Origin of the sequence: Actinophytocola sp., assembly GCF_036002505.1 — a bacterium.
In the GTDB taxonomy this organism is placed as follows: domain Bacteria; phylum Actinomycetota; class Actinomycetes; order Mycobacteriales; family Pseudonocardiaceae; genus DASYTH01.
The window spans coordinates 1-19,673 of sequence record NZ_DASYTH010000186.1 but is presented as its reverse complement, the minus strand read 5'-3'; the positions used below and the strand labels follow the sequence as shown (position 1 = coordinate 19,673).

The 19,673-nt window shown below is 70.8% G+C and carries 18 protein-coding genes; 3 read left to right on the top strand and 15 right to left on the bottom strand.

What is annotated here, in order from left to right; genetic code table 11:
• Positions 1 to 236 precede the first annotated feature (236 nt).
• The 8 genes from folK to VGR06_RS15720 form a co-directional block, all read right to left on the bottom strand.
• On the bottom strand, positions 237 to 737 hold the full coding sequence (gene folK, locus VGR06_RS15755) for a 2-amino-4-hydroxy-6-hydroxymethyldihydropteridine diphosphokinase (protein ID WP_327559821.1): 501 nt from the start codon (positions 735 to 737) through the stop codon (positions 237 to 239).
• Complete coding sequence (gene folB, locus VGR06_RS15750; protein WP_327559820.1) at positions 734 to 1,120, bottom strand: dihydroneopterin aldolase; 387 nt, start codon at positions 1,118 to 1,120, stop codon at positions 734 to 736. The genes folK and folB overlap by 4 nt, the downstream gene beginning before the upstream one ends.
• On the bottom strand, positions 1,113 to 1,958 hold the full coding sequence (gene folP, locus VGR06_RS15745; RefSeq protein ID WP_327559819.1) for a dihydropteroate synthase: 846 nt from the start codon (positions 1,956 to 1,958) through the stop codon (positions 1,113 to 1,115). Before folP ends, folB begins: the two co-directional genes overlap by 8 nt.
• Positions 1,955 to 2,584, bottom strand: a complete 630-nt coding sequence (gene folE, locus VGR06_RS15740; protein WP_327559818.1) for a GTP cyclohydrolase I FolE — start codon at positions 2,582 to 2,584, stop codon at positions 1,955 to 1,957. Before folE ends, folP begins: the two co-directional genes overlap by 4 nt.
• A gap of 31 nt (positions 2,585 to 2,615) precedes the next feature.
• Positions 2,616 to 4,976 (bottom strand): ATP-dependent zinc metalloprotease FtsH, encoded by a 2,361-nt coding sequence (ftsH, locus tag VGR06_RS15735; protein ID WP_327559817.1) that lies wholly within the window; start codon positions 4,974 to 4,976, stop codon positions 2,616 to 2,618.
• Between the two features lie 245 nt (positions 4,977 to 5,221).
• A complete protein-coding gene (gene hpt / locus VGR06_RS15730) occupies positions 5,222 to 5,776 on the bottom strand; it encodes a hypoxanthine phosphoribosyltransferase (protein ID WP_327559816.1) in 555 nt (184 codons plus the stop codon).
• A gap of 11 nt (positions 5,777 to 5,787) precedes the next feature.
• Positions 5,788 to 6,732: a tRNA lysidine(34) synthetase TilS gene (gene tilS, locus VGR06_RS15725; protein WP_414637269.1), complete on the bottom strand. Its 945-nt coding sequence runs from the start codon at positions 6,730 to 6,732 to the stop codon at positions 5,788 to 5,790.
• 21 nt (positions 6,733 to 6,753) lie between these two features.
• Entirely contained in the window at positions 6,754 to 7,311 is a 558-nt protein-coding gene (locus tag VGR06_RS15720) for a dihydrofolate reductase family protein (RefSeq protein ID WP_327559815.1), read from the bottom strand.
• A 38-nt stretch (positions 7,312 to 7,349) separates the two neighbouring features.
• Here VGR06_RS15720 and VGR06_RS15715 point away from each other — a divergent pair, with 38 nt between their 5' ends.
• Positions 7,350 to 8,297, top strand: a complete 948-nt coding sequence (locus VGR06_RS15715) for a sigma-70 family RNA polymerase sigma factor (RefSeq protein WP_327559814.1) — start codon at positions 7,350 to 7,352, stop codon at positions 8,295 to 8,297.
• A gap of 307 nt (positions 8,298 to 8,604) precedes the next feature.
• On the opposite strand, the gene VGR06_RS15710 is transcribed toward VGR06_RS15715, so the two are convergent.
• From VGR06_RS15710 to dacB, 3 genes are all read right to left on the bottom strand, one after another.
• Positions 8,605 to 10,218, bottom strand: a complete 1,614-nt coding sequence (locus tag VGR06_RS15710; RefSeq protein ID WP_327559813.1) for a penicillin-binding transpeptidase domain-containing protein — start codon at positions 10,216 to 10,218, stop codon at positions 8,605 to 8,607.
• 21 nt (positions 10,219 to 10,239) lie between these two features.
• Positions 10,240 to 11,304, bottom strand: coding sequence for a zinc-dependent metalloprotease (locus tag VGR06_RS15705; RefSeq protein WP_414637270.1), 1,065 nt, complete (start codon positions 11,302 to 11,304; stop codon positions 10,240 to 10,242).
• Between the two features lie 99 nt (positions 11,305 to 11,403).
• The gene (gene dacB, locus VGR06_RS15700) at positions 11,404 to 13,299 is read right to left on the bottom strand and encodes a D-alanyl-D-alanine carboxypeptidase/D-alanyl-D-alanine endopeptidase (protein WP_327559811.1); all 1,896 of its coding nucleotides are present in this window, start codon (positions 13,297 to 13,299) and stop codon (positions 11,404 to 11,406) included.
• 61 nt (positions 13,300 to 13,360) lie between these two features.
• Here dacB and VGR06_RS15695 point away from each other — a divergent pair, with 61 nt between their 5' ends.
• Positions 13,361 to 13,864, top strand: coding sequence for an inorganic diphosphatase (locus VGR06_RS15695; protein ID WP_327559822.1), 504 nt, complete (start codon positions 13,361 to 13,363; stop codon positions 13,862 to 13,864).
• Between the two features lie 66 nt (positions 13,865 to 13,930).
• Here VGR06_RS15695 and VGR06_RS15690 read toward each other — a convergent pair whose 3' ends face one another.
• The 3 genes from VGR06_RS15690 to VGR06_RS15680 all read right to left on the bottom strand — a co-directional run bounded on the left by VGR06_RS15690 (position 13,931) and on the right by VGR06_RS15680 (position 17,897).
• Positions 13,931 to 15,511, bottom strand: coding sequence for a class I adenylate-forming enzyme family protein (locus tag VGR06_RS15690; RefSeq protein WP_327559810.1), 1,581 nt, complete (start codon positions 15,509 to 15,511; stop codon positions 13,931 to 13,933).
• 236 nt (positions 15,512 to 15,747) lie between these two features.
• Positions 15,748 to 17,367: an MDR family MFS transporter gene (locus tag VGR06_RS15685; RefSeq protein ID WP_327559809.1), complete on the bottom strand. Its 1,620-nt coding sequence runs from the start codon at positions 17,365 to 17,367 to the stop codon at positions 15,748 to 15,750.
• The gene (locus tag VGR06_RS15680; RefSeq protein ID WP_327559808.1) at positions 17,367 to 17,897 is read right to left on the bottom strand and encodes a MarR family winged helix-turn-helix transcriptional regulator; all 531 of its coding nucleotides are present in this window, start codon (positions 17,895 to 17,897) and stop codon (positions 17,367 to 17,369) included. The genes VGR06_RS15685 and VGR06_RS15680 overlap by 1 nt, the downstream gene beginning before the upstream one ends.
• Before the next feature lie 234 nt (positions 17,898 to 18,131).
• Here VGR06_RS15680 and VGR06_RS15675 point away from each other — a divergent pair, with 234 nt between their 5' ends.
• The gene (locus tag VGR06_RS15675) at positions 18,132 to 18,905 is read left to right on the top strand and encodes a GNAT family N-acetyltransferase (protein WP_327559807.1); all 774 of its coding nucleotides are present in this window, start codon (positions 18,132 to 18,134) and stop codon (positions 18,903 to 18,905) included.
• Here VGR06_RS15675 and VGR06_RS15670 read toward each other — a convergent pair.
• The gene (locus VGR06_RS15670) at positions 18,895 to 19,419 is read right to left on the bottom strand and encodes a gamma carbonic anhydrase family protein (RefSeq protein WP_327559806.1); all 525 of its coding nucleotides are present in this window, start codon (positions 19,417 to 19,419) and stop codon (positions 18,895 to 18,897) included. The two genes, VGR06_RS15675 and VGR06_RS15670, sit on opposite strands and share 11 nt — an antisense overlap.
• Positions 19,420 to 19,673 lie beyond the last annotated feature (254 nt).

Here is a 19,673-nt window from a genome sequence, read left to right as displayed (position 1 = left end):
GTAGGGCTCCATGCGCTGGGGTGACAGAGCCCGGATCCGCTCGTCGTCCATCTCGCACCCCCATGGTCGGCATGTATAGTGGAGCCGTAAGCCCCGGTGCTGCCTCTGCTTGCATGCGGCCCGGGGCACGGCCATCGCCTTGCCCTAAAGGCAACTCCCTCCGCGTTCGCCCAACATTATCAGACTGTTTTCACCTGTGGAAGTCCGTTAAGGGGGGTTATCAGTACGACGTGCACCTAGCTCCTAGTCAACCCGAGGTCTTTGCGAGGACGGACGCCGATCAGGGCGGACTTTGGCAGAGCACCCAGCAGCGTGCGGACCGGGCCGTGACCGGGGAGGACGGCGTCGGGGTCGAGGTCCAGCCAGGGGATGAGGACGGTGGCGCGGTCGGGGGTGCCGGGGTGCGGGAGGAGCAGGTCCGGGTGGTCGCTGGTGACGCCGTCGACGGTGACGATGTCGACGTCAAGGGTGCGCGGGCCCCAGTGCAGGGTGCGGACCCGGCCGGCGCGCTGTTCCAGGGACTGGGCGCGGTGCAGCCAGGTCCAGGCGTCGGCGGCCGGATCGTCGACGATGAGCACGGCGTTGAGGAAGTCGGGTTGGTCCTCGACGCCCCAGGGTTTCGTTTCGTAGACCGGGGACGCGGCGACGAGCACGTCGCGCAGGCCGTCGACGGCAATCGTCAGGTTGGCCAGCCGGTCGCCGAGGTTGGAGCCGAGCGAGAGCACGGCACGGGTCATGGCAGGCCACCACCCCGGCCACCCCGGCGTGACCTCCGCACCGTGACCGCGACGTCGGTGAAGGACAGCGGAATGGGCGCGTCCGGTTTGTGGATGGTGACCTCGGCGGCGTGCACCCGGCTGTCGGCCATGATGTCGGCGGCGATCTCGCCGGCGACCGCCTCGATCAGCCTGCGCGGCTCGCCACCCACGATCTCGGCGGCCCGGGCGGCCAGCGCGCCGTAGTCGAGGGTGTCGTCGAGATCGTCGGTGTGTGCGGACAGGTTCAGGTCGATCCACACGGTGATGTCCACCAGGAAGTCCTGACCGTCCCGCCGCTCGTGGTCGAACACGCCGTGGTGCCCGCGGACCCGGAGCCCGGTCAGCGTGATCCGGTCAGTCAACCGCGGTCCCCCTCCACGCCGACACCACCGCGATCGCATCCAGCGTCCGGCCGACGTCGTGGGTGCGAATCCCCCACACGCCGGCCTGTGCGACCAGCGCGGAGATCGCCGTGGTGGCGTCCTCCCGACCGTCCGGCGGGCGCGGCGCGCCGTCCTCGGCGGCGAGCAGCCGGCCGAGAAAGCTCTTCCGGGAGGCGGCGACGAGCACCGGGAAACCCAGTTCCCGCAACACGTCCAGGTGCCGCAGGAGCGCCCAGTTGTGCTCGGGACGCTTGGCGAAACCCAGCCCGGGGTCGACGACCAGTGCGCTCGGGTCCACGCCGCCGGCCAGCGCCGCGTCCACCCGCCGGGACAGCTCGTCGCGGACCTCGGCGACCACGTCGTCGTAACGGGCCAGCGCGTACATCTCCCGACTGTGCCCGCGCCAGTGCATGAGGATCCACGGCACGTCGGCCTGCGCGGCCACCTTCACCATGCCCGGGTCGGCCAGCCCGCCGGACACGTCGTTGATCACCGTCGCGCCCGCGCCCAGCGCCGCCTCGGCGACCCGTGCCCGGGTGGTGTCCACACTGGTCGCCACGCCCGCGGCGGAGAGCTCCGTGATCACCGGGGCCACCCGGGCGATCTCGGTTTCGGCGTCCACCCGGGACGCTCCGGGCCGGGTCGACTCCCCGCCCACGTCGATCAGGTCCGCGCCGCGCCGCCACATCTCGACCCCGTGCGCCACCGCGTCGTCCCGGTCGAGGTAGCGGCCACCGTCCGAAAACGAGTCCGGTGTGACGTTCACCACCCCGACCACCACGCAGCGTCCGGGATCCGGCAGCAACCGGTGCCTCACCGGCTCCGCCCGTTGATCAGATCCAGCGCCTCCGCCCGCGACAACGCCGACGTCTTCAACATCCCGCGTACCGCCGACGTCGTGGTCCGCGCCCCGGGCTTGCGAATTCCCCGCATGGCCATGCACATGTGCTCGGCCTCGACCACGACGATCACCCCACGCGGCTCCAGTTTCCGCATCAGCGCATCGGCGATCTGGGAGGTCATCCGCTCCTGTATCTGGGGCCGCCGGGCGTACAGGTCGACCAGTCTGGCCAATTTGGACAGTCCGGTGACTTTCCCTTCCTCGCTGGGGATGTAGCCGACGTGGGCGACGCCGTGGAACGGGACCAGGTGATGCTCGCATACGGAAAACATCGGGATGTCGGTGATCAGGACGAGCTCGTCGTGGCTTTCGTCGAACGTTTTGTCGAGCACCGAATCGGGGTCGCTGTAGAGGCCGGCGAACATTTCTCGGTAGGCGCGGGCGACGCGGGCCGGCGTTTCGCGGAGGCCGTCGCGGTCGGGGTCCTCACCGCAGGCGAGGAGCAGCTCCCGGACGGCCTTCTCCGCACGGTCCTGGTCGAACCCCGCCGGCGGGCTGAGCCGGTGCACACCACGCCGGGACGCGCTGCCGTCAGCTGTCACGGGATGCACCTCCGCGGTGAAGATAGTGGCCTCAGCGGCCACTATCCCACTCGGAGCCGCGGTCGCGGCGGGTGTTGCTGTCGTCCTCCGGCTGTCCCGGATTGTGGGCACCCTGGCGGTTCTGCGGCGGCTGCCACCCCTGGTTGTGCGGGTAGCCGGACGGGGTCGTGGCCGGGGTCCAACCGGGCGGGGCGCCGTAGTGCGGCGGGCCGGCGACCCGGCCGCCGTGCCGCGGCGCGCCCTGCTCCTGGCCCTGGCCGGGCGGCGGCGGATACAGCGGCGGCACGCCGTACGGGCGGGGCGCGGGCTGCGCCGGGATCCCGTTCGGGCCGGCGCCGTTGCCGCCGCCGGGAGCATCGGGGCTGGGTCGCGGCGGTCCGCCCGGCAGATCACCGGCACCCGGCGCGGAGGCCACCGGGGTCGGCACGGGCTCGTCGCGCACCGGCGGCCACGGCTCGCCCCGTTCCTTGGCCAGCTCCGCGGGCGACTTGACCGGCGGCTTGTCGGACGGCGTGCGGCCGCCGAACTCGTTGAACGCGGTGATCCGCGGCCGCTTCTCCACCGTGGAGAAGATGCGTGCGAGATCCTTGCGCTGCAACGTTTCCTTCTCCAGCAGCTCGATGACGAGGTCGTCGAGCACGTCCCGGTAGGTGTTGAGCACGTCCCACGCCTCGGTGTGCGCGGCCTCGATCAGCGCGCGCACCTCCTCGTCGATCTCGTGCGCCACCTCGAGCGAGTAGTCGGCACCGTGGCCCATGGACCGGCCGAGGAACGGGTCGCCCTGGTCCTGGCCGTACTTCACCGCGCCGAGCCGGGCGCTCATGCCGTATTCGGTGACCATCGACTTGGCGATCTTGGTGGCCTGCTCGATGTCGCCGGAGGCGCCGGTGGTCGGCTCGTGGAAGACCAGCTCCTCGGCCGAACGTCCGCCGAGGGCGAACACCAGCCGGGCGATCATCTCCGAGCGGGTGAGCATCTGCTTGTCGTCCTCGGGCACCACCAGCGCATGGCCGCCGGTGCGCCCGCGGGGCAGGATGGTCAGCTTGTAGACGGGTTCGAGGTCCGGCATCGCCCACGCGGCGAGCGCGTGCCCGCCCTCGTGGTAGGCGGTGATCTTGCGCTCCTTCTCGGAGATGATCCGACTCCGGCGGGCCGGACCGCCGATCACCCGGTCGACCGACTCCTCGAGCGCGACCCCGTTGATCAGCGTCCCGTTCGTGCGCGCGGTGAGCAGGGCCGCCTCGTTGATCACGTTGGCCAGGTCGGCGCCGGACATGCCCACGGTGCGCTTGGCCAGCGAGTGCAGGTCGACGTCCGGGGCGAACGGCTTGCCCTTGGCGTGCACCTCGAGGATCTTCTTGCGCCCCATCAGGTCCGGGGCGGACACCGGGATCTGCCGGTCGAACCGGCCAGGCCGCAGCAGCGCCGGGTCCAGGATGTCCGGCCGGTTGGTGGCGGCGATCAGGATGATCCCGCCGCGCGCGTCGAACCCGTCCATCTCGACCAGCAGCTGGTTCAGCGTCTGCTCCCGCTCGTCGTGCCCGCCGCCGAGGCCGGCGCCGCGCTGGCGGCCGACCGCGTCGATCTCGTCGACGAAGATGATGCACGGCGCGTTCTGCTTGGCCTGCTCGAACAGGTCGCGCACCCGGGAGGCGCCGACACCGACGAACATCTCGACGAAGTCCGAGCCGGAGATCGAGTAGAACGGCACCCCGGCCTCCCCGGCAACGGCCCGGGCCAGCAGTGTCTTACCGGTGCCCGGCGGGCCGTAGAGCAGCACGCCCTTGGGGATCTTCGCCCCGAGCGCCTGGTAGCGGGCCGGGTTCTGCAGGAAGTCCTTGATCTCGTAGAGCTCCTCGACCGCTTCGTCGCAGCCGGCCACGTCGCCGAAGGTGGTCTTCGGCATGTCCTTGGGCAGCTGTTTGGCCCGGGACTTGCCGAAGTTGAGCACCCGGTTCCCGCCGCCCTGGACGTTGTTCATCATCCACATCAGCAGGATCAGCAGCAGCCCCAGCGGGATGATGAAGATCAGGATCTGGGTGAGGAACGACTCCTGGGTCACCGTCGTGTTGAACTCGGTGCTGCCGCTCTTGAGCAGCGCGCTGTAGAGCTCACCGGTGACGTTGCCCCCGCCCGGGTACTGGGTCAGGATCTGCTTGACCTGCTGCCCGTCCTGGTCGATGGGGTTGCGCAGGGTGAGCTTGAGCCGCTGCTCCTTGTCCTGCAGCTCCGCCTTCTCGACGTTGCCGGCAGTGATCTGAGCGACGGCCTTGGAGGTCGGAACCTCGGTGTAGCCGCGGGTGTCGTCGAACAGCATGCTGATGCCGAAATACAGCAGCAGCACGACCAAGATCCACAACAGCGGATTGCGAAGCAGGCGCTTGCGGTCCATTCACTTGCGGCCGCGGGGCGGCCCGACCCTCCCTGACGTGCACGGTTGGACAATGACGACCATTGCCCGGCCGGACGGGGCATTCCGGTCCAACCAGCCTACCGCCCGCGTGAGCGCGCCTACCTCACGAAGTGTGCGGAGCGTGCTCATCTGGACAACGGCCGCCATGCCGCGAGGGTTCCCGCGGTAGGGCGCGGTCAACGACCGTTCGGCGTGACGCGGGTCATCATGGCAGAACCGGACGATCAGGAGGAGTACACCTGAGGGTCGAGCGTGCCGATGTAGGGCAGGTCGCGGTAGCGCTCGGCGTAGTCCAGCCCGTAGCCGACCACGAACTCGTTGGGGATCTCGAAGCCCACGTACTTCACCGGCACGTCGATCTTGACCGCGTCCGGCTTGCGCAGCAGCGCGCACACCTCCAGCGTGGCGGGCCCGCGGCTGGCCAGGTTCTTCAGCAGCCAGGACAGGGTCAGCCCGGAGTCGATGATGTCCTCCACGATCAGCACGTGCCGGCCGGCGATGTCCCGGTCGAGGTCCTTGAGGATGCGCACCACCCCGGAGGAGGACGTGGCCGAGCCGTACGAGCTCACCGCCATGAAGTCCAGTTGCACCGGCACGGTCAGCGCCCGGGCCAGGTCCGTCATGAACATGACCGCACCCTTGAGCACGCCGATCAGCACCAGGTCGGACCGGTTGCCGCGCTCGGGATAGTCGGCGGACACCTTGCGGGCCAGCTCGGTGATCTTGTCGTGGATCTGTTCCTGGGTGATCAGCACGGTGGCGATGTCGCCGTCGTACACGCCTTCCCCTCTCACGGTGCTCGCTTGACCCGCAGCCTGCCATGCGCGCGGCCGGCCTCCAACCCGCCGGGCAACCACACACCGCCCTGACCACGCCACTCGGCGATCAGCGCGTCCACCGACCGGAGGTGCGCGTCGGTCAGCTCGGCCGCCCCGGCCTCCAGCAACCACCTCCGGAGCACCCGCCGGCGCAGCGCCGCCGGGGCGCCGGAAAGCAACGTCACGTTCAGTTCCGTCCCGGCCCGGGTGCGCTCGAGCAGCTCGGCGGCCACGGCGTCGAGCGCGTCGGAGTCCTCCCGGAGCTGGGCGGCGGTGCGGGCCAGGGCGGCCGCCACGCCGCCCTGCAGCACGTCCTCGAGCAGCGGCAGCACCTCGTGCCGCAGGCGGACCCGGGTGTACTTCGGGTCCTCGTTGTGCGGGTCGTCCCACGTCGTGAGACCGAGCGCGGCACAGGCCGCGCGGGTGGTCGTCCTCGGCAGGTCCAGGAACGGCCGGGCCCACGGCGTATCCAGCGCGCGCATCCCGGCGATCGACCGCGCCCCCGAGCCCCGGCCGAGGCCCAGCAGCACGGTCTCCGCCTGGTCGTCACGGGTGTGGCCGAGCAGCACCCACGCCCCCGGCGCCGCCTCCCGGAGCGCCGAGTACCGGGCCCGGCGGGCGGCCGCCTCCGGGCCGCCCCGGCCGTCCACGGTTACGGTCAGCACCCGCACGTGATCCAGCCCGAGCCGGTGGAGTTGCTCCGCGGTCCGCGCCGCGACCTCGGCCGAGCCCGGCTGCAGACCATGATCAACGATCAGGCCGTGCACGGTTTGCCCATTCTTGTGCGCAACGTGTTCCACGGCCGCCGCGAGGGCCAACGAGTCCGCGCCGCCGGACACCGCGACGGCCAGCTCGCCCACTAGCTCGGGCAGCAGCCGCCGCACGGCGAGCCTGGTCTCCGCGATCGCGGTGTGCACCTGCAGCAGGATGGCACAGCGTCAGCGTGCCCTCCGGTAGCGCAGGAGCACGGCCGCACCTTTGCGCTCGACGGAGCTGAGCTCCAGGTCTACCGGCGGACCGGTGAAGAGTCGTTGGCCGGTGCCGGCCACCGTCGGGAACAGCATGAGCCGGTACTCGTCGATCAGGTCCTGCTCGGCCAGCGCGTGCACGACGCTGAGGCTGCCGGTCACGATCACGTCCTGCTCGGCCCTGCGCCGCCGCACGGCGGTGATCAGGTCGCCCTCGAGCAGCGACGAGTTGCGCCACGCACCGGCGCCGGCCAGCGAGCGCGACGCGACGAGCTTCGGAATGTTGTTCATCTTCAACGAGAACTCGTCCGTGCGGCCCGGCCAGATCTTCGCGAACAGCTCCCAGGTGATGCGGCCGAGGAGCAACACGCCGGTGTCGAGCAGCGGCCCGAGCCCGAACTTGTCGCCGGCTACGGCTTCCGGGCCGTGCCGGAACGCCCAGCCACCCGTGGGCGTGCCGCCCGAGCCGTCCGGGTCCTCGACCACGCCGTCCACCGTGCTGAACTCAATGATGATCACGTTTCCCATGCACGTACATACCGGCCGGGGTGGCCATACTCATCGCGATGACCGACATCGATTTTGAGCCGCACCGGCGCGAGCTGCTCGCCTACTGCTACCGGATGCTGGGCTCGGTGCACGAGGCCGAGGACATGGTCCAGGAGACGATGCTCCGGGCGTGGAAGGCACAGGAGCGCTACGACGAGCGCCGGGCGTCCGTCCGGACCTGGCTGTACCGCATCGCGACGAATGTGTGCCTGACCGCGCTGGACGGCCGGGCCCGGCGGCCGCTGCCGTCCGGCCTGGGCGCGCCGAGCACCGACCCGGACGCGCCGCTGCTGCCGGCGTTCGACGTGCCGTGGCTGCAGCCGTTTCCGGACGCCCGGCTGGGCGAGGCCGGCGACCCGGCGGCGCGGGCGGAGAAACGCGGCAGCATGCGGCTGGCGCTGATCGCGGCGATGCAGTTGCTGCCGACGCGCCAGCGCGCCGTGCTGGTACTGCGGGAGGTGCTGGAGTTCGGTGCCGCCGAGGTGGCCGAGCTGCTCGACACCTCGGTGGCCTCGGTGAACAGCGCCCTGCAGCGGGCCCGGGCGGGGCTGGCCGGAACCCCGGTCGTGGAGGACGAGATCGGCCAGGCCGACCGGTCGGTCGCGGAGGCCGTGGAAGCCTACGTGCGGGCCTTCGAGGCAGCCGACGTTGACGCGCTGGTCGAGTTGCTCACCGAGGACGCCGTCCTGGAGATGCCGCCGGTTCCGCTGTGGTACCTCGGCCGGGACGGCTACGGCGACTTCATCCGGCGGGTGTTCGCGATGCGCGGCGGGGGCTGGCGCCTGGTTCCGGCCGCAGCCAACGGGCAGCCGGCGGTCGCCGCGTACGCCCCGGATCCCGCAGGCGGGCACCGGCTGCACACCCTGCAGGTGTTCACCGTGACCGGCGGGAAGATCGCGCACACCGTCGTGTTCCAGGATCCGGCCGTGTTCGCGGTCTTCGAGCTGCCGGCGGTTCTCGGTTAGCCCGAAGTTGCGAATGATCAACTGTTTGCACATCAGGTTTGAGCTGGGCAGGCGATCTCGGGCGGCGGTCGATTCTGGCTACCTGACCACGAGTCGCCGGCGGAGAGGTGCGGAGGTGCGGCGGGGAAAGCGTCCTTGTCGCCCTGGGCGTGAGGAAGGACGCGTTCGCCACGCTCGGCCCACAGCCGACGAACAGGCGCGTCCGCAGCCAGCAGCACCATCGCTCCTGGCTACAGCAACCGGCTTGATCGACACGTTTTCACAGGTGAACCACCGAAGGTCTACGCAGAGTCACAGCAACTTCGGGTTAGCGGATCGCGCCGAGGAACGTGTTGGCGATCGCCACCGCGGGCTTCGAGGACTCCCCGCTGTCGACGAACACCGCGAACGCGACGTCCCCGCGGTAGCCGGTGAACCAGCCGTGCGAGTGGACGCCGTCGCCGAACTGGGCGGTGCCGGTCTTGCCGAACACCGCGCCGCGCCCGGCCAGCGCCTTCGCCGTGCCGGCGGTGACCACCTCGCGCATCATGGTGCGGATCCTGTCCAGCACGGCCCGCGGCGGCGGCTGGTAGCCGGCGGTGACCGTGGTCTCCGGGCCGTCCCGCCAGAGCTTCGGGGTGACCGCCCTCCCGCTGGCCACGGTCGCCGACATGAGCGCGGAGCCGAGCGGGCTGGCCTGCACCTTGCCCTGGCCGATGCCGTCCTCGACGCGCTGGGTGGAGCTGCCGGCCGGGTCCACCCTGCCGGTCTCGGTGGTGATGCCGGGCACCACGAAGTCGGCGTTGAGCCCGAACTGGCTGGCCGCCTTGCTCAGCGCGTCCGCCGGCAGGTCCGCGGCGAGCTTGCCGAACGTGGTGTTGCAGGAGCGGGCGAACGCGGTGTGCATGGGCACGTCGCCGGCCTGCACGTGCTCCTCGTTGGGGATGGTGCGGCTGCCGATGGTGATCTCCGCCGGGCAGTTCAGCACGGTGTTCACACCGGCCGTGCCCGCCTGCAGCACTGCGGCCGCCGTGACGATCTTGAATGTCGAGCCGGGCGGGTACTGTCCATGCAGCGCAAGGGGATCCGCACCGGCCGGGCCATTCTGCGCCACGGCCAGAATGTCCCCTGTGGACGGTTGAATGGCCACCAGCATGGCCGGGCGAGCCGCCGAGTTCACCGCCGCCTGGGCGGCCTGCTGGTTCCCGAGGTCCAGCGTGGTCGTGATTTGCTTGGGCAGGCTGCTCTCGGCCCCGCCCAGGACCTCCACCTGCGTGCCGGCACGGTCGACCAGGACGACGTGCCAACCCCGCTTGCCGCCGCTCGCGCCGGCGACCCGGGCCAGCGCCGGAGCGAGAAGCTCGACATCCGCGCCGCCCACGGGCTCGGCACCGCTGGGCCCCCACGCCAGCAGTACCGCGCCCTCGCGGTCGACCACCGCGAGCTGTCCGGTCGGGTCAGTTGTCAGCGCGAGGTTGCGGTCGGCGGTCAGCTTGGGGTGCACCAAGGTGGGCGTCCAGTGCACCTTCCAGCTCTCCCCAGACTTGGTCATCGGCAGCGTGCTGGCGTACTTCCAGACCCGGTCCGGGCCGAACGTCCAGCTGATGTCTATCGGCACCGAATCCGTCGTGATGGCACCCGGGGTCGCCGTCATGTTCCGTGGCCCCAGGCTTCGCCGCACCGCGGCGAGCTGCTGGCTCGCCGCGAGCGGGTCGTCGGTGAGCAGACCCGCCGTCTGGGCGTCGCCCACCTGGAACGCGGCCAGGAACCGGTTGACCAGATCGGCCTGGGCGAGGGAACCCTTTGCGGTCTTCGTCTGCCCGGCCTCGGCGGGTGCAGGGACCTTCTCGCCGGGCAACACCAGGTATACCGCCAGCCCGACGATGATCACGACGAACAGCCCGCCGCCGGCGAGCACCCAGCGCTTTGTCCGTGGTGTCATGCTTCCCCCAGCGCCCCGTGGCTACCCGTGAATGCGTCTCAACCAGGCCGGCGCATCGCTGATCTCGGACCGCAGCGGCAGCGTCTCCGGCGAGGACCAGATGACGTTGAAGCCGTCCATGCCCACCGTGTCGACGACCTGCCGGGTGAACGCCGCGCCGACGGCGTACTGCCGCACCTTCGCGTCCACGCCGAGCAGCGCGCGCAGGATCCGGTCGAGCAGCCCGCCGCCCCGCCGGCGCTGGGTGAATCGCTGGCGGATGGTCGCCACGCTCGGTACCACGGCCGGGCCGACGGCGTCCATCACGTGGTCGGCGTGCCCCTCGAGCAGGGTGGACAGCGCGATCAGCCGGTCGAACACGGCGCGCTGCTCGGGGGACTGCAGCACCTCCATGATGCCCAGCGGGCTGGCGTCCTCGGTCCGGGTCCGCCCGCGGACCGCCCGGATCACCTCGGGCAGCCGGTTCAGCGCGCTGGTCGCGGTGTCCTCCAGGCCGGAGAGGAACGTGCCGACCTCGCCGGCGAAGTAGTCGCGCAGCCACGGCACCGCGGTGAACTGCAGCCGGTGGGTGCACTCGTGCAGGCACACCCACATCCGGAAGTCGTCCGCCGGAACGTCCAGGGCCTGTTGTGCGGCAACGACATTCGGCGCGACGAGGAGCAGCCGGCCGCCATCGCCGCCGCTGAACGGGTCGTACTGGCCGAGCACCCGGCCGCCGAGATAGGCCAGCACCAGCCCGGCCTGCACCCCGGCACTGCCGGCCATCACGCCGCCCAGGTAGCCGTTCGGACCGGCCGGCAGCGCGCCCTCGGTGAGCGCCTGGAGTCCCTCGGCGGCCGCGGTCACCCACCCACGGCGGTCCACCACCTCGCCGGGGTAGAGCGGCAGCCCGGTGCCGAGGCCGGTCAGCGCGCGCACATGGCTCTCCGCCACCCCGGTCACGTCGCGCAGCTCGGCCACGGTGCGCTCGGCCTCGTCCCGCGGCACCACCGGCCCGGGCCGGACCAGCCGCTGCGCCGTGGCGACAGCCAGCCCCCAGTCCACCGGCGAGGACCCATGCCCCGCCGACCCGTTGGGGCTGGCCACCTCAGTCACGTTTCCGACGCTACCCGAGCTTTCGTGCCGGATGCCTCGAAGGCGGCCTTCAGGGCGTTGAACGTCCTGAAGGCCGCCTTCAGGGCATCCCTAGCAGCCACATTTGCGCAGGGTGGCGGCAAGGGTGTCGAGCGCGGGGCGGGCGGTGGCGGTCACGGCGTTGTTGGTCATGAACGCGAACACCAGCAGCCGGCCGTCCGCGTCCAGCACCACGCCGGCCAGCGAGCTCACCAGCGGGGTGGCGAGCGTCCCGGTCTTGGCCCGTACCCAGCCCTTGCCGGGTGCGGAGCCCGGGGTGTTGTAGCGGTCCTCCAGGGTGCCGCTGCCGCCGGCCACCGGCAGCCCGCCGAGCAGCGGGCGGAGCTTGGCGGTGCGCGGGTCGGCGCCGTCCGGTCCGGCCGCGACGGCCAGGATGGACGCCAGCAGCCGGGCCGGCACACGGTCCTGTCCGGACAGTCCACTCGCGTCCGCCATGACCGTGCCGGCGGTGTCGAAACCGTTCTGCTGCAACACTTTCAACGTCGCCCGGCTGGCCCCGGCGAAGGATGCCTCCTCGCCGGCCTGCTTGGCCACCTCGCGGGCGACGGCCTCGGCGAGCACGTTGTCGGAGCGCTGCAGCAGGGTGTCCACCAGCTCCACGACCGGCGCCGAGCGGACCTCGCCGAGCACCTGCGCGTTGGGCGGCGCGGTCGTCGCGGCGTTGGCCGGCACCTTGGCGCCGATCCGGGCGGCGAACTCGTCGGCCAGCGCCTTGGCCGGGTTGGGGCTGCGCGGCGAGGTCTCCTTGGTGGCGTCCTGGCGGCCGCCGTCCAGCATGGCCGGCACGATCGGGGCGATGTAGCCGCCGGCCACGTCCCGGCCGTCCCAGGACCTCTCCAGGCCGTCGCCGGCGTAGCGGCCGAGGTCGACGTACACCGTCTGCACCGCGCCGGCCTTCGCCTTGACCTGGGCGACCAGGTCGGACAGGTGCGCCGCGCCCGGGTACACCGACTCCACCCCGGTTTTGAGCGAGGACAGCGTCGGGTCGCCGCCGCCGATGATCACCACCGAGCCGGGGTCCTTGCCGGCCACCACGGTCGTCGTGAGCTGCCCGGTGTGGTTGAGGCTGAGCAGCGCGGCGGCGGCGGTGAGCAGCTTTCCGGTCGAGGCCGGCACCAGCGGGGTGGTCGCGCCCTGCTCCCACAGCACGTTCTCGCCGTCCAGCACCACCCCGGTGAAGGTGCCCAGCCCCGGGGTGATCGCACCGGCCAGCGCCGCCTGCACGCCGGCGGCGGTCGGCGCCGCGGACTGCCCGCCGGGTGCCTTCAGCGCCGGGGCGAACCGGACCGGGCCCGGTGGCGGCTGGGTGACCACCTCGGGCTCGGCATGGGTGAGGCCGAGCCGGTCGGACAACCCGGGGACCGCGAACACCGCGCCGGCACCGGCGCCGGCCACCAGGATCAGGGCGGCGACCACGATCAGCGCGATCCGCCGGCCCCGGCGCCGCCTCGGTGGCGGCGGTGCGGGTGCCGGCTGCGGCTCCGGGCCGATCCGCATGGGCGCGGCCCGCGGCGGCTCCGGCGGCGGCCACGGCTGCGCGATGGCCGGCGGGGGTGCCGCGACCGGCTGCGTCACCTGAGTGACCTCAGCCGGCGTGGGCGGCGTCACCGGCTGAGCGACCCCCGGCGCCTTGATCAACTGAGTCTCCGCCGCGGGCCGTTCCACCGGCAGAACCTGGATCACCCGAGTGGCGTCGCCCGGAGGTTCGTCGTCCGGTACCGGGAACGTGATCGACCGGGTCGCCTCGCTGACCGGCGGGTCCAGGGGCTCGTCCGGCCACGGCCGGAGCACGCGCGTGGACGTATCGGGCGGCGGCTCCGGCGGGTTCGCGGGCGGCTCAGCGACCTCACGGGTCTCCTCATCGGCAGGCGGGGCCGGCACCTCGTCGTCGTCGACCGCCGGCCAGAGCGCCTGCTCCTCGCGGCCGTCCCGCTCCTGATCCGACACGTGGTCCACACTAGTTCCGACTGGTACTGCCCGAAGACGGGCCGGCATGGAACGAGGCGGTGTGGAGTTCGACGTCACGATCGAGATCCCCAAGGGGAACCGCAACAAGTACGAGATGGACCACGCGACCGGCCGGATCCGGCTGGACCGGACGCTGTTCACCGCCACCCAGTACCCCGCCGACTACGGCTTCGTGGAGAACACGCTCGGCGAGGACGGCGACCCGCTGGACGCGCTGGTGCTCGTGCTGGAGCCGACCTTCCCCGGCTGTCTGATCAAGGCGCGGGCCATCGGCATGTTCCGGATGACCGACGAGAAGGGCGGCGACGACAAGGTGCTGTGCGTGCCGGCCGTGGACCCACGCGCCGAGCACCTTCGCGACATCCACCACCTCGCCGAGTACGACCGGCTGGAGATCCAGCACTTCTTCGAGGTGTACAAGGACCTCGAACCCGGCAAGAGCGTGGAGGGCGCGACCTGGGTCGGCCGGGTCGAAGCCGAGGCCGAGATCGAACGCTCCTACCAGCGCCTCAAGGACGCCGGCGGCTACCAGCACAGTGTTTGATGGCGCTCGCTCCGCTCGCGTTGATCGGCCTCTTGACCCGGCGCCTTCCCTACCTGCGCTGCTCGGTCACTCGCTGGCGCTCGCTCCCTGCGCTGCTCGTCCGGGAAGACACCGGGGCCGATCACGTAGCGCCGCACTGTCGATCTTGCCGGTGGGGGTGAGCGGCAGGCTGTCGACGAAGTGGAAGGCGGCCGGCACCCACCAGTCGGCGAGCTCGGTGCGAACCAGGTCGGCCAGCTCCCCGGCGGTGACCTCCGCGCCCGGCGCGGTGACCACATAGGCGTGCGCGGCCTCGCCGAAGTCCTCGTCCGGGGCGCCGACCACCGCGGCCATCCGGACCCGGGGGTGGGTGGCCAGCACGTCCTCGATCGGCCGGGGGTAGATCTTCACCCCGACGCTGCCGGCGATGATCATGTCCTGGTTCCGGCCGACCAGGTAGAGGTAGCCCTCGGCGTCGCGGTAGCCGAGGTCGTGGGTGCGCAGCCAGCCGTCCACCAGGGTCCGCGCGGTGAGCTCCGGCTGGCCCCAGTAGCCGGCGAAGTTCTGCGCGCTGGCCACCCACAGCTCACCGACCTCACGATTGGACACCGCCGTGCCGTCCTCGCCGCGGATCTCCACCCGCACGTCGCCGTACGGCCTGCCGCACGAGCGGAGCAGGTCGGGCCGCGCCGGGTCGTCGGTCAGGCCAGGGTTCGCGGCGATGAACGGGCATTCGCTCAGCCCGTAGGTGATGCGCAGGACCGGCCCGAACCGGGCGATCGCCTGGCGCAGCCGGGGCAGGAGCGCGGGCGCGGCGCCGACGCTGAACAGCGTCAGGCTGCTGGTGTCGGTCGTGACGAGTTTCGGATGGTCCAGCACCGCGTACAGCATCGGCGGGGCGACGAACGTGGAATTGATGCGCTCCCGTTCGATGGTGTCGAGGAACTCGTCGGCATCGAATGTTTCCAACAGGTACAGCACGCCGCCGCTGAAAAGGTAGAGCAACGCGGACACCTGGCCGGCCAGATAGGTCAATCCGCTTACCGACAAATGCCGGACGCCGCGCTCCCCCGACGCGACCAGCTCCTCGGCGAGCACGACCACCTGCCGGTAGAAACTCTGGGTATGGTGGATCAGCTTCGGCACACCGGTCGTTCCGCTGGTCTGAAAAATGGACGACGGCTCACCGGCGGCAGGTCCGAAATCGTACTCCGCGGGGGTGGCCCGGGGCGCGAGCAGATCCGGGCCGAGCCCGCCGGAACCGAGACACAGCGCCGGCAGGTCGAGCTTCGCGGCCAGTTCCCGGCCGAGCTCGTCGTGCGTGCGCGCGTCGTAGACCAGCACCTCTGGCCGGGTCAGCCGTACGTATTCAGGCAGGTCGCGGCGCAGCGCGCCGAGGTCGATCCAGACCGACCGGGCGCCGATGAGGTGCAGCGCGAGCTGCAGGACCGGTGCCTCGAACGGGCGCGCGACGAGGATCAGCACCGCCGAGCCGGACCCTGTTCCGTGCTCGCGCAGCACGGCGGCCAGATCCAGCACGGCCTGTCGCAGATCCGCATAGGATAATCGGCGATCACGCCGGATCAGGGCATCCCGTTCACCGTATTCCGCGAACAGTTCGAGCGCCCGGTGCACATACGTCGGGTAATTGTCAGGCGAGGTCCCCATGCCGTCTCCGTCATTTGGCTACAAAGTCCTCCCCCGGACCCAGCCCCGCGGAACCCGGCTGCGTACTCTACCACCGGAATGCCGGGTCCGACGTTTCCCCGGCCGCCCTATTCGTTGCTCCGCCATCCGGTCTAGACCGCTGCGCCGGGCACGCAATTACCAGTGCCTTTCCGGCCAAAAGGCCCACGGAGTGCCGGTGGCATTCCGTGGGCCCTTGGCCGCAACCGGTATTCGGCTCAGCCGACGACGACCGCCGGTTCCTCGGCAGCGCTCTCCTCATCGGCGCGCCGCTCGATGCCCGACTTCATGGACAGCGGCACCTCCTTGAGGAACCAGATCAGCGCGAACGCCACCAGGATCACGATCCCGCCGACGGTGAACACCACGTCGATGCCGTGCGAGAACGCGTCCAGGATCGGCCGCTTCTGCTCGGGCGTCATCCGGGCCAGGAACGAGGTGTCGTTGATGTCGATGTTGCCACCGCCACGACCCCCGGCCAGGCCCGACAGCCGGTCCAGGACCACACTGAACAGCACCGACAGGAACACCGCGGTACCCACCGTGCCGCCGATCGAGCGGAAGAACGTCGCCGACGAGGTGGCCACGCCCATGTCCTTGGGCGGCACGATGTTCTGCACCGACAGCACGAGGGTCTGCATGCACAGGCCCAGACCGGCGCCGGCCGCCAGCATGATCGTCATGGTCCACAGCATCGGGGTGTCGGTGCCGATCTGCCCGAACAGGAACATCGACACGGCCACCACGCCCAGGCCGATGACCGGGAACACCTTGTACCGCCCGGTCTTCGCGATCGCCCGGCCGCTGGTCATGGCCGCGATCAGGATGCCGGCCGTCATCGGCAGGGTGAGCAGCCCGGACTCGGTCGGCGAGGCGCCCTTCACGATCTGCAGGTACAGCGGCAGCGACATCATCATGCCGAACATGCCGACACCCAGGATGAAGTTGATCGCGTTGGACATCGAGAACACCGAGTACCGGAACAGCCGCAGCGGGATCAGCGCCTCGTCGCCCATCCTGTTCTCCACGAACACGAACGCGGCCAGTCCCACCAGGCCGATCACGTACATGGTGACCGAGGCGGCCGAGCCCCAGCCCCACTCGCGGCCCTGCTCGGCCACGATCAGCAGCGGGACCAGACCGGCGGTCAGCGTCGCCGCGCCCCAGTAGTCGATGCGGTGGTCCACCTTGCGGTGCGGCACGTTGAGGTACCGGAAGACCACGATCAGGCCGACGATCCCGACCGGGATGTTCACCAGGAACACCCAGCGCCACCCGGCGATGCCGGCGAAGCTCTCGACACCGGCGAAGAAGCCGCCGACGACCGGACCGATCACGCTGGAGGTGCCCCACACGGCCATGAAGTAGCCCATGTAGCGACCGCGCTCCCGCGGCGACACGATGTCGGCGATGATCGCCAGCGCCAGCGACATCAGGCCACCGGCACCCAGGCCCTGGACCGCGCGGAACGCGGCCAGCTCGTACATCGACTGCGCGAACCCGGACGCCACCGATCCGACCAGGAACAGGCCGATGGCCGTCATGTACATGGGCTTGCGGCCGTAGATGTCGGAAAGCTTGCCGTAGAGCGGGGTCGCGATGGTCGAGGTGATCAGGTACGCGGTGGTCACCCAGGCCTGGATGGTCTGGCCGTGCAGCTGGTCGGCGATGGTCTTGGTGGCCGTGCCCATGATCGTCATGTCCAGGGCGGCGAGCAGCATGCCCAGCATCAACCCGTAGATCACGAGCATGATCTGCTTGTGCGGTAGTGCGCCGTCGGTTCCCTGCGGCTGGGACGTCCCAGCCGCAGGGACGGCTGGCGAGGCCGTTTCAGACATCAGTTCTCCCCTTCGGAACGCGCCCACTGGGCACATTCATTGATCAATGTGGGCAAGTAGCTCTCGTGGTCGGCGACGAACCGCTCGAACAGCTCGACGAACCGCTCGACGTCCTCTTCGGACCAGTCCTGGACCACACGGGCCAGCGAGATGCCCATCTGCCTGCGTCGTTCCTCGAGCAGGGCCAGACCCGCCGGGGTCGCGGCGAGCAGACTCGCCCTGCCGTCCTCCTGGTCCGCCCGCCGCTCCACCAACCCGTCCCGGACCAGCGCGGCGACCTGCCGGCTGACCGTCGACGGGTCGGAGTGAACGGCCGCGGCGAGCGCGCTCGACCTGCTCGGACCCAGGTGGCCCAGGGTCTTGAGCAGGATGAACGCCGAGCGGTCGAACCCGCCCAGCTTGGCGATCCGGATACCGACGCTGGCCTGCTGCTTGCCCATCGCGAACATAGCCGCGGCCAGCCTCCGACCGCACTCCAATTCCTGTGCGGTCAGCTCCCCGACCTCGGTATCCACACTCTTCGTGGCCATCGTGCCACTCCCTGCTTGCTTGCATCACGCAATTAGTTGCTCGATACAAGCATGCACTTGCGGATGTTCAACCGCAACTGAATTTCGGTGTGAGCCGACTCTCAGCACGTTCGAAGGAATCCTCGAGCCACCCGCTGTCAACCCGCGCACATCCCGCTGTCACCCCACGCCGCGCGCTGTCAGCGGCGACGATATGAGTTGACGCTGCGGCAACGTCAACCGTACTAAGGCTCCATGGACGAGCGGGCCGCGCTGGCGGCGTTCGACGCGCAGATGCGGCAGAACCTGCGGCTGAGTGTCGCCGGTGGACGGTTCGAGCGGGACGGCACGGTGGTCCGGTGCGTCGGCGCCACGGCCGGCAACTGGTCCGGGATCGACTGGTCCGACCTGGACGAGTCCAGCGCCGACGGGGTCATCGCCGACCAGGTGCGGTACTTCTCCGGATTGGGCCGGCGGTTCGAGTGGAAGTACTACGCCCACGACCGGCCGGCCGACCTGCCGTCCAGGCTGCTCCGCGCCGGCTTCGAGCCGGAGCAGGAAGAGGCCCTGATGGTGGCCGACATCGCCGACGTGTCCACGGATCCGGCGCCTCCGGAAGGTGTCCGGCTGGTGACCGTGACCGACGCGGACGGTGTGGCGAAGCTGGTCCGGGCGCACGAGGAGGTCTTCGGCGAGGACTTCTCCGCGTTCGGCGCGACCATGCTGGACCAGCTCGGGGGCGACACGGTCACCCTCGTCCTCGCGATGGCCGGCGACGTGCCGGTGTGCGGGGCCCGGATCGACTACCACGAGGGCACGGAGTTCGCCGGACTGTGGGGCGGCGGCACGCTGGAACCCTGGCGGGGCAAGGGAATCTACTCCGCGACGGTGGCCTACCGGGCGCGCCTGGCCGCCGGGCGCGGGTTCCGCTACCTGCGGGTGGACGCGCTTCCGGCCAGCGAGCCGATCCTGCGCCGGCTCGGGTTCGTCCGGCTCAGCACCACCGTGCCGTACGTGTTCACCCCGTGACCGGCGCGCTGCCGTCCCGGTGCCGGCGGGCCAGCTCCTCGTAGATCGGCCCGTTGTTGTCCACCCACAGTCTGGTGGAGTCGGACAGCGGAACCCGCTTGCGCGCCGGCGTTCCCATCGCCACCACCTCGTCCGGCACGTGGTCGCCCGGAGTGACCGTGGACCCGGCGGCGATCATGGCGCGGGCCCCGATCCGGACGCCGTCCAGCACGGTCGCGCCGTTGCCGACGATCGCCCGCGCGCCGATGACGCAGTCGTGGATCATGCACAGGTGCCCGACGGTGGCGCCGGGGCCGACCTCGCACCCGGTCGAGCCGACATGGATCACCGAGTTGTCCTGGATGTTGGCGCCCGCCCGGATGACCACCGGGCCGAAGTCGGCGCGGATCACCGCGCCGTACCAGACCGAGGCCCTCGCCTCGACCGTCACGTCGCCGATCAGCGTCGCCGTCGGCGCCACCCAGGCCTCCGGGTGCACGATCGGCGTCTTGCCTTCAAAGGAGAACAGCGGCACCGGGCCGACGTTACCGGCTCAGGGCCGTTCGACCCTTCTTCACCTCGAGGTGCTAACGGAGGGTGCATGACGCCGATGTCCGTGCTGCAACATGCAATTGGCCTATCGCGCTTGCGAGGTTCACCATGCGTCCACGGTCCGCCCTCCCGCACTGGCGACGCATTGCCGGCGCCGTCGCCTTCCTCGCCCTGAGCGCACTGGCCTCGGGCTGCGGCAGTGCCGATCCGGCCGGGCCCAGCCCGACCACCACGACG

Excerpts from the sequence above, each read along its gene's own strand:
- ftsH (WP_327559817.1), bottom strand. The coding sequence starts at position 4,976 with ATGGACCGCAAGCGCCTGCTTCGCAATCCGCTGTTGTGGATCTTGGTC.
- VGR06_RS15675 (WP_327559807.1), top strand. The coding sequence starts at position 18,132 with ATGGACGAGCGGGCCGCGCTGGCGGCGTTCGACGCGCAGATGCGGCAG.
- VGR06_RS15690 (WP_327559810.1), bottom strand. The coding sequence starts at position 15,511 with ATGGGGACCTCGCCTGACAATTACCCGACGTATGTGCACCGGGCGCTC.
- VGR06_RS15680 (WP_327559808.1), bottom strand. The coding sequence starts at position 17,897 with ATGGCCACGAAGAGTGTGGATACCGAGGTCGGGGAGCTGACCGCACAG.
- VGR06_RS15685 (WP_327559809.1), bottom strand. The coding sequence starts at position 17,367 with ATGTCTGAAACGGCCTCGCCAGCCGTCCCTGCGGCTGGGACGTCCCAG.
- VGR06_RS15715 (WP_327559814.1), top strand. The coding sequence starts at position 7,350 with ATGACCGACATCGATTTTGAGCCGCACCGGCGCGAGCTGCTCGCCTAC.
- folK (WP_327559821.1), bottom strand. The coding sequence starts at position 737 with ATGACCCGTGCCGTGCTCTCGCTCGGCTCCAACCTCGGCGACCGGCTG.
- VGR06_RS15720 (WP_327559815.1), bottom strand. The coding sequence starts at position 7,311 with ATGGGAAACGTGATCATCATTGAGTTCAGCACGGTGGACGGCGTGGTC.
- VGR06_RS15710 (WP_327559813.1), bottom strand. The coding sequence starts at position 10,218 with ATGACACCACGGACAAAGCGCTGGGTGCTCGCCGGCGGCGGGCTGTTC.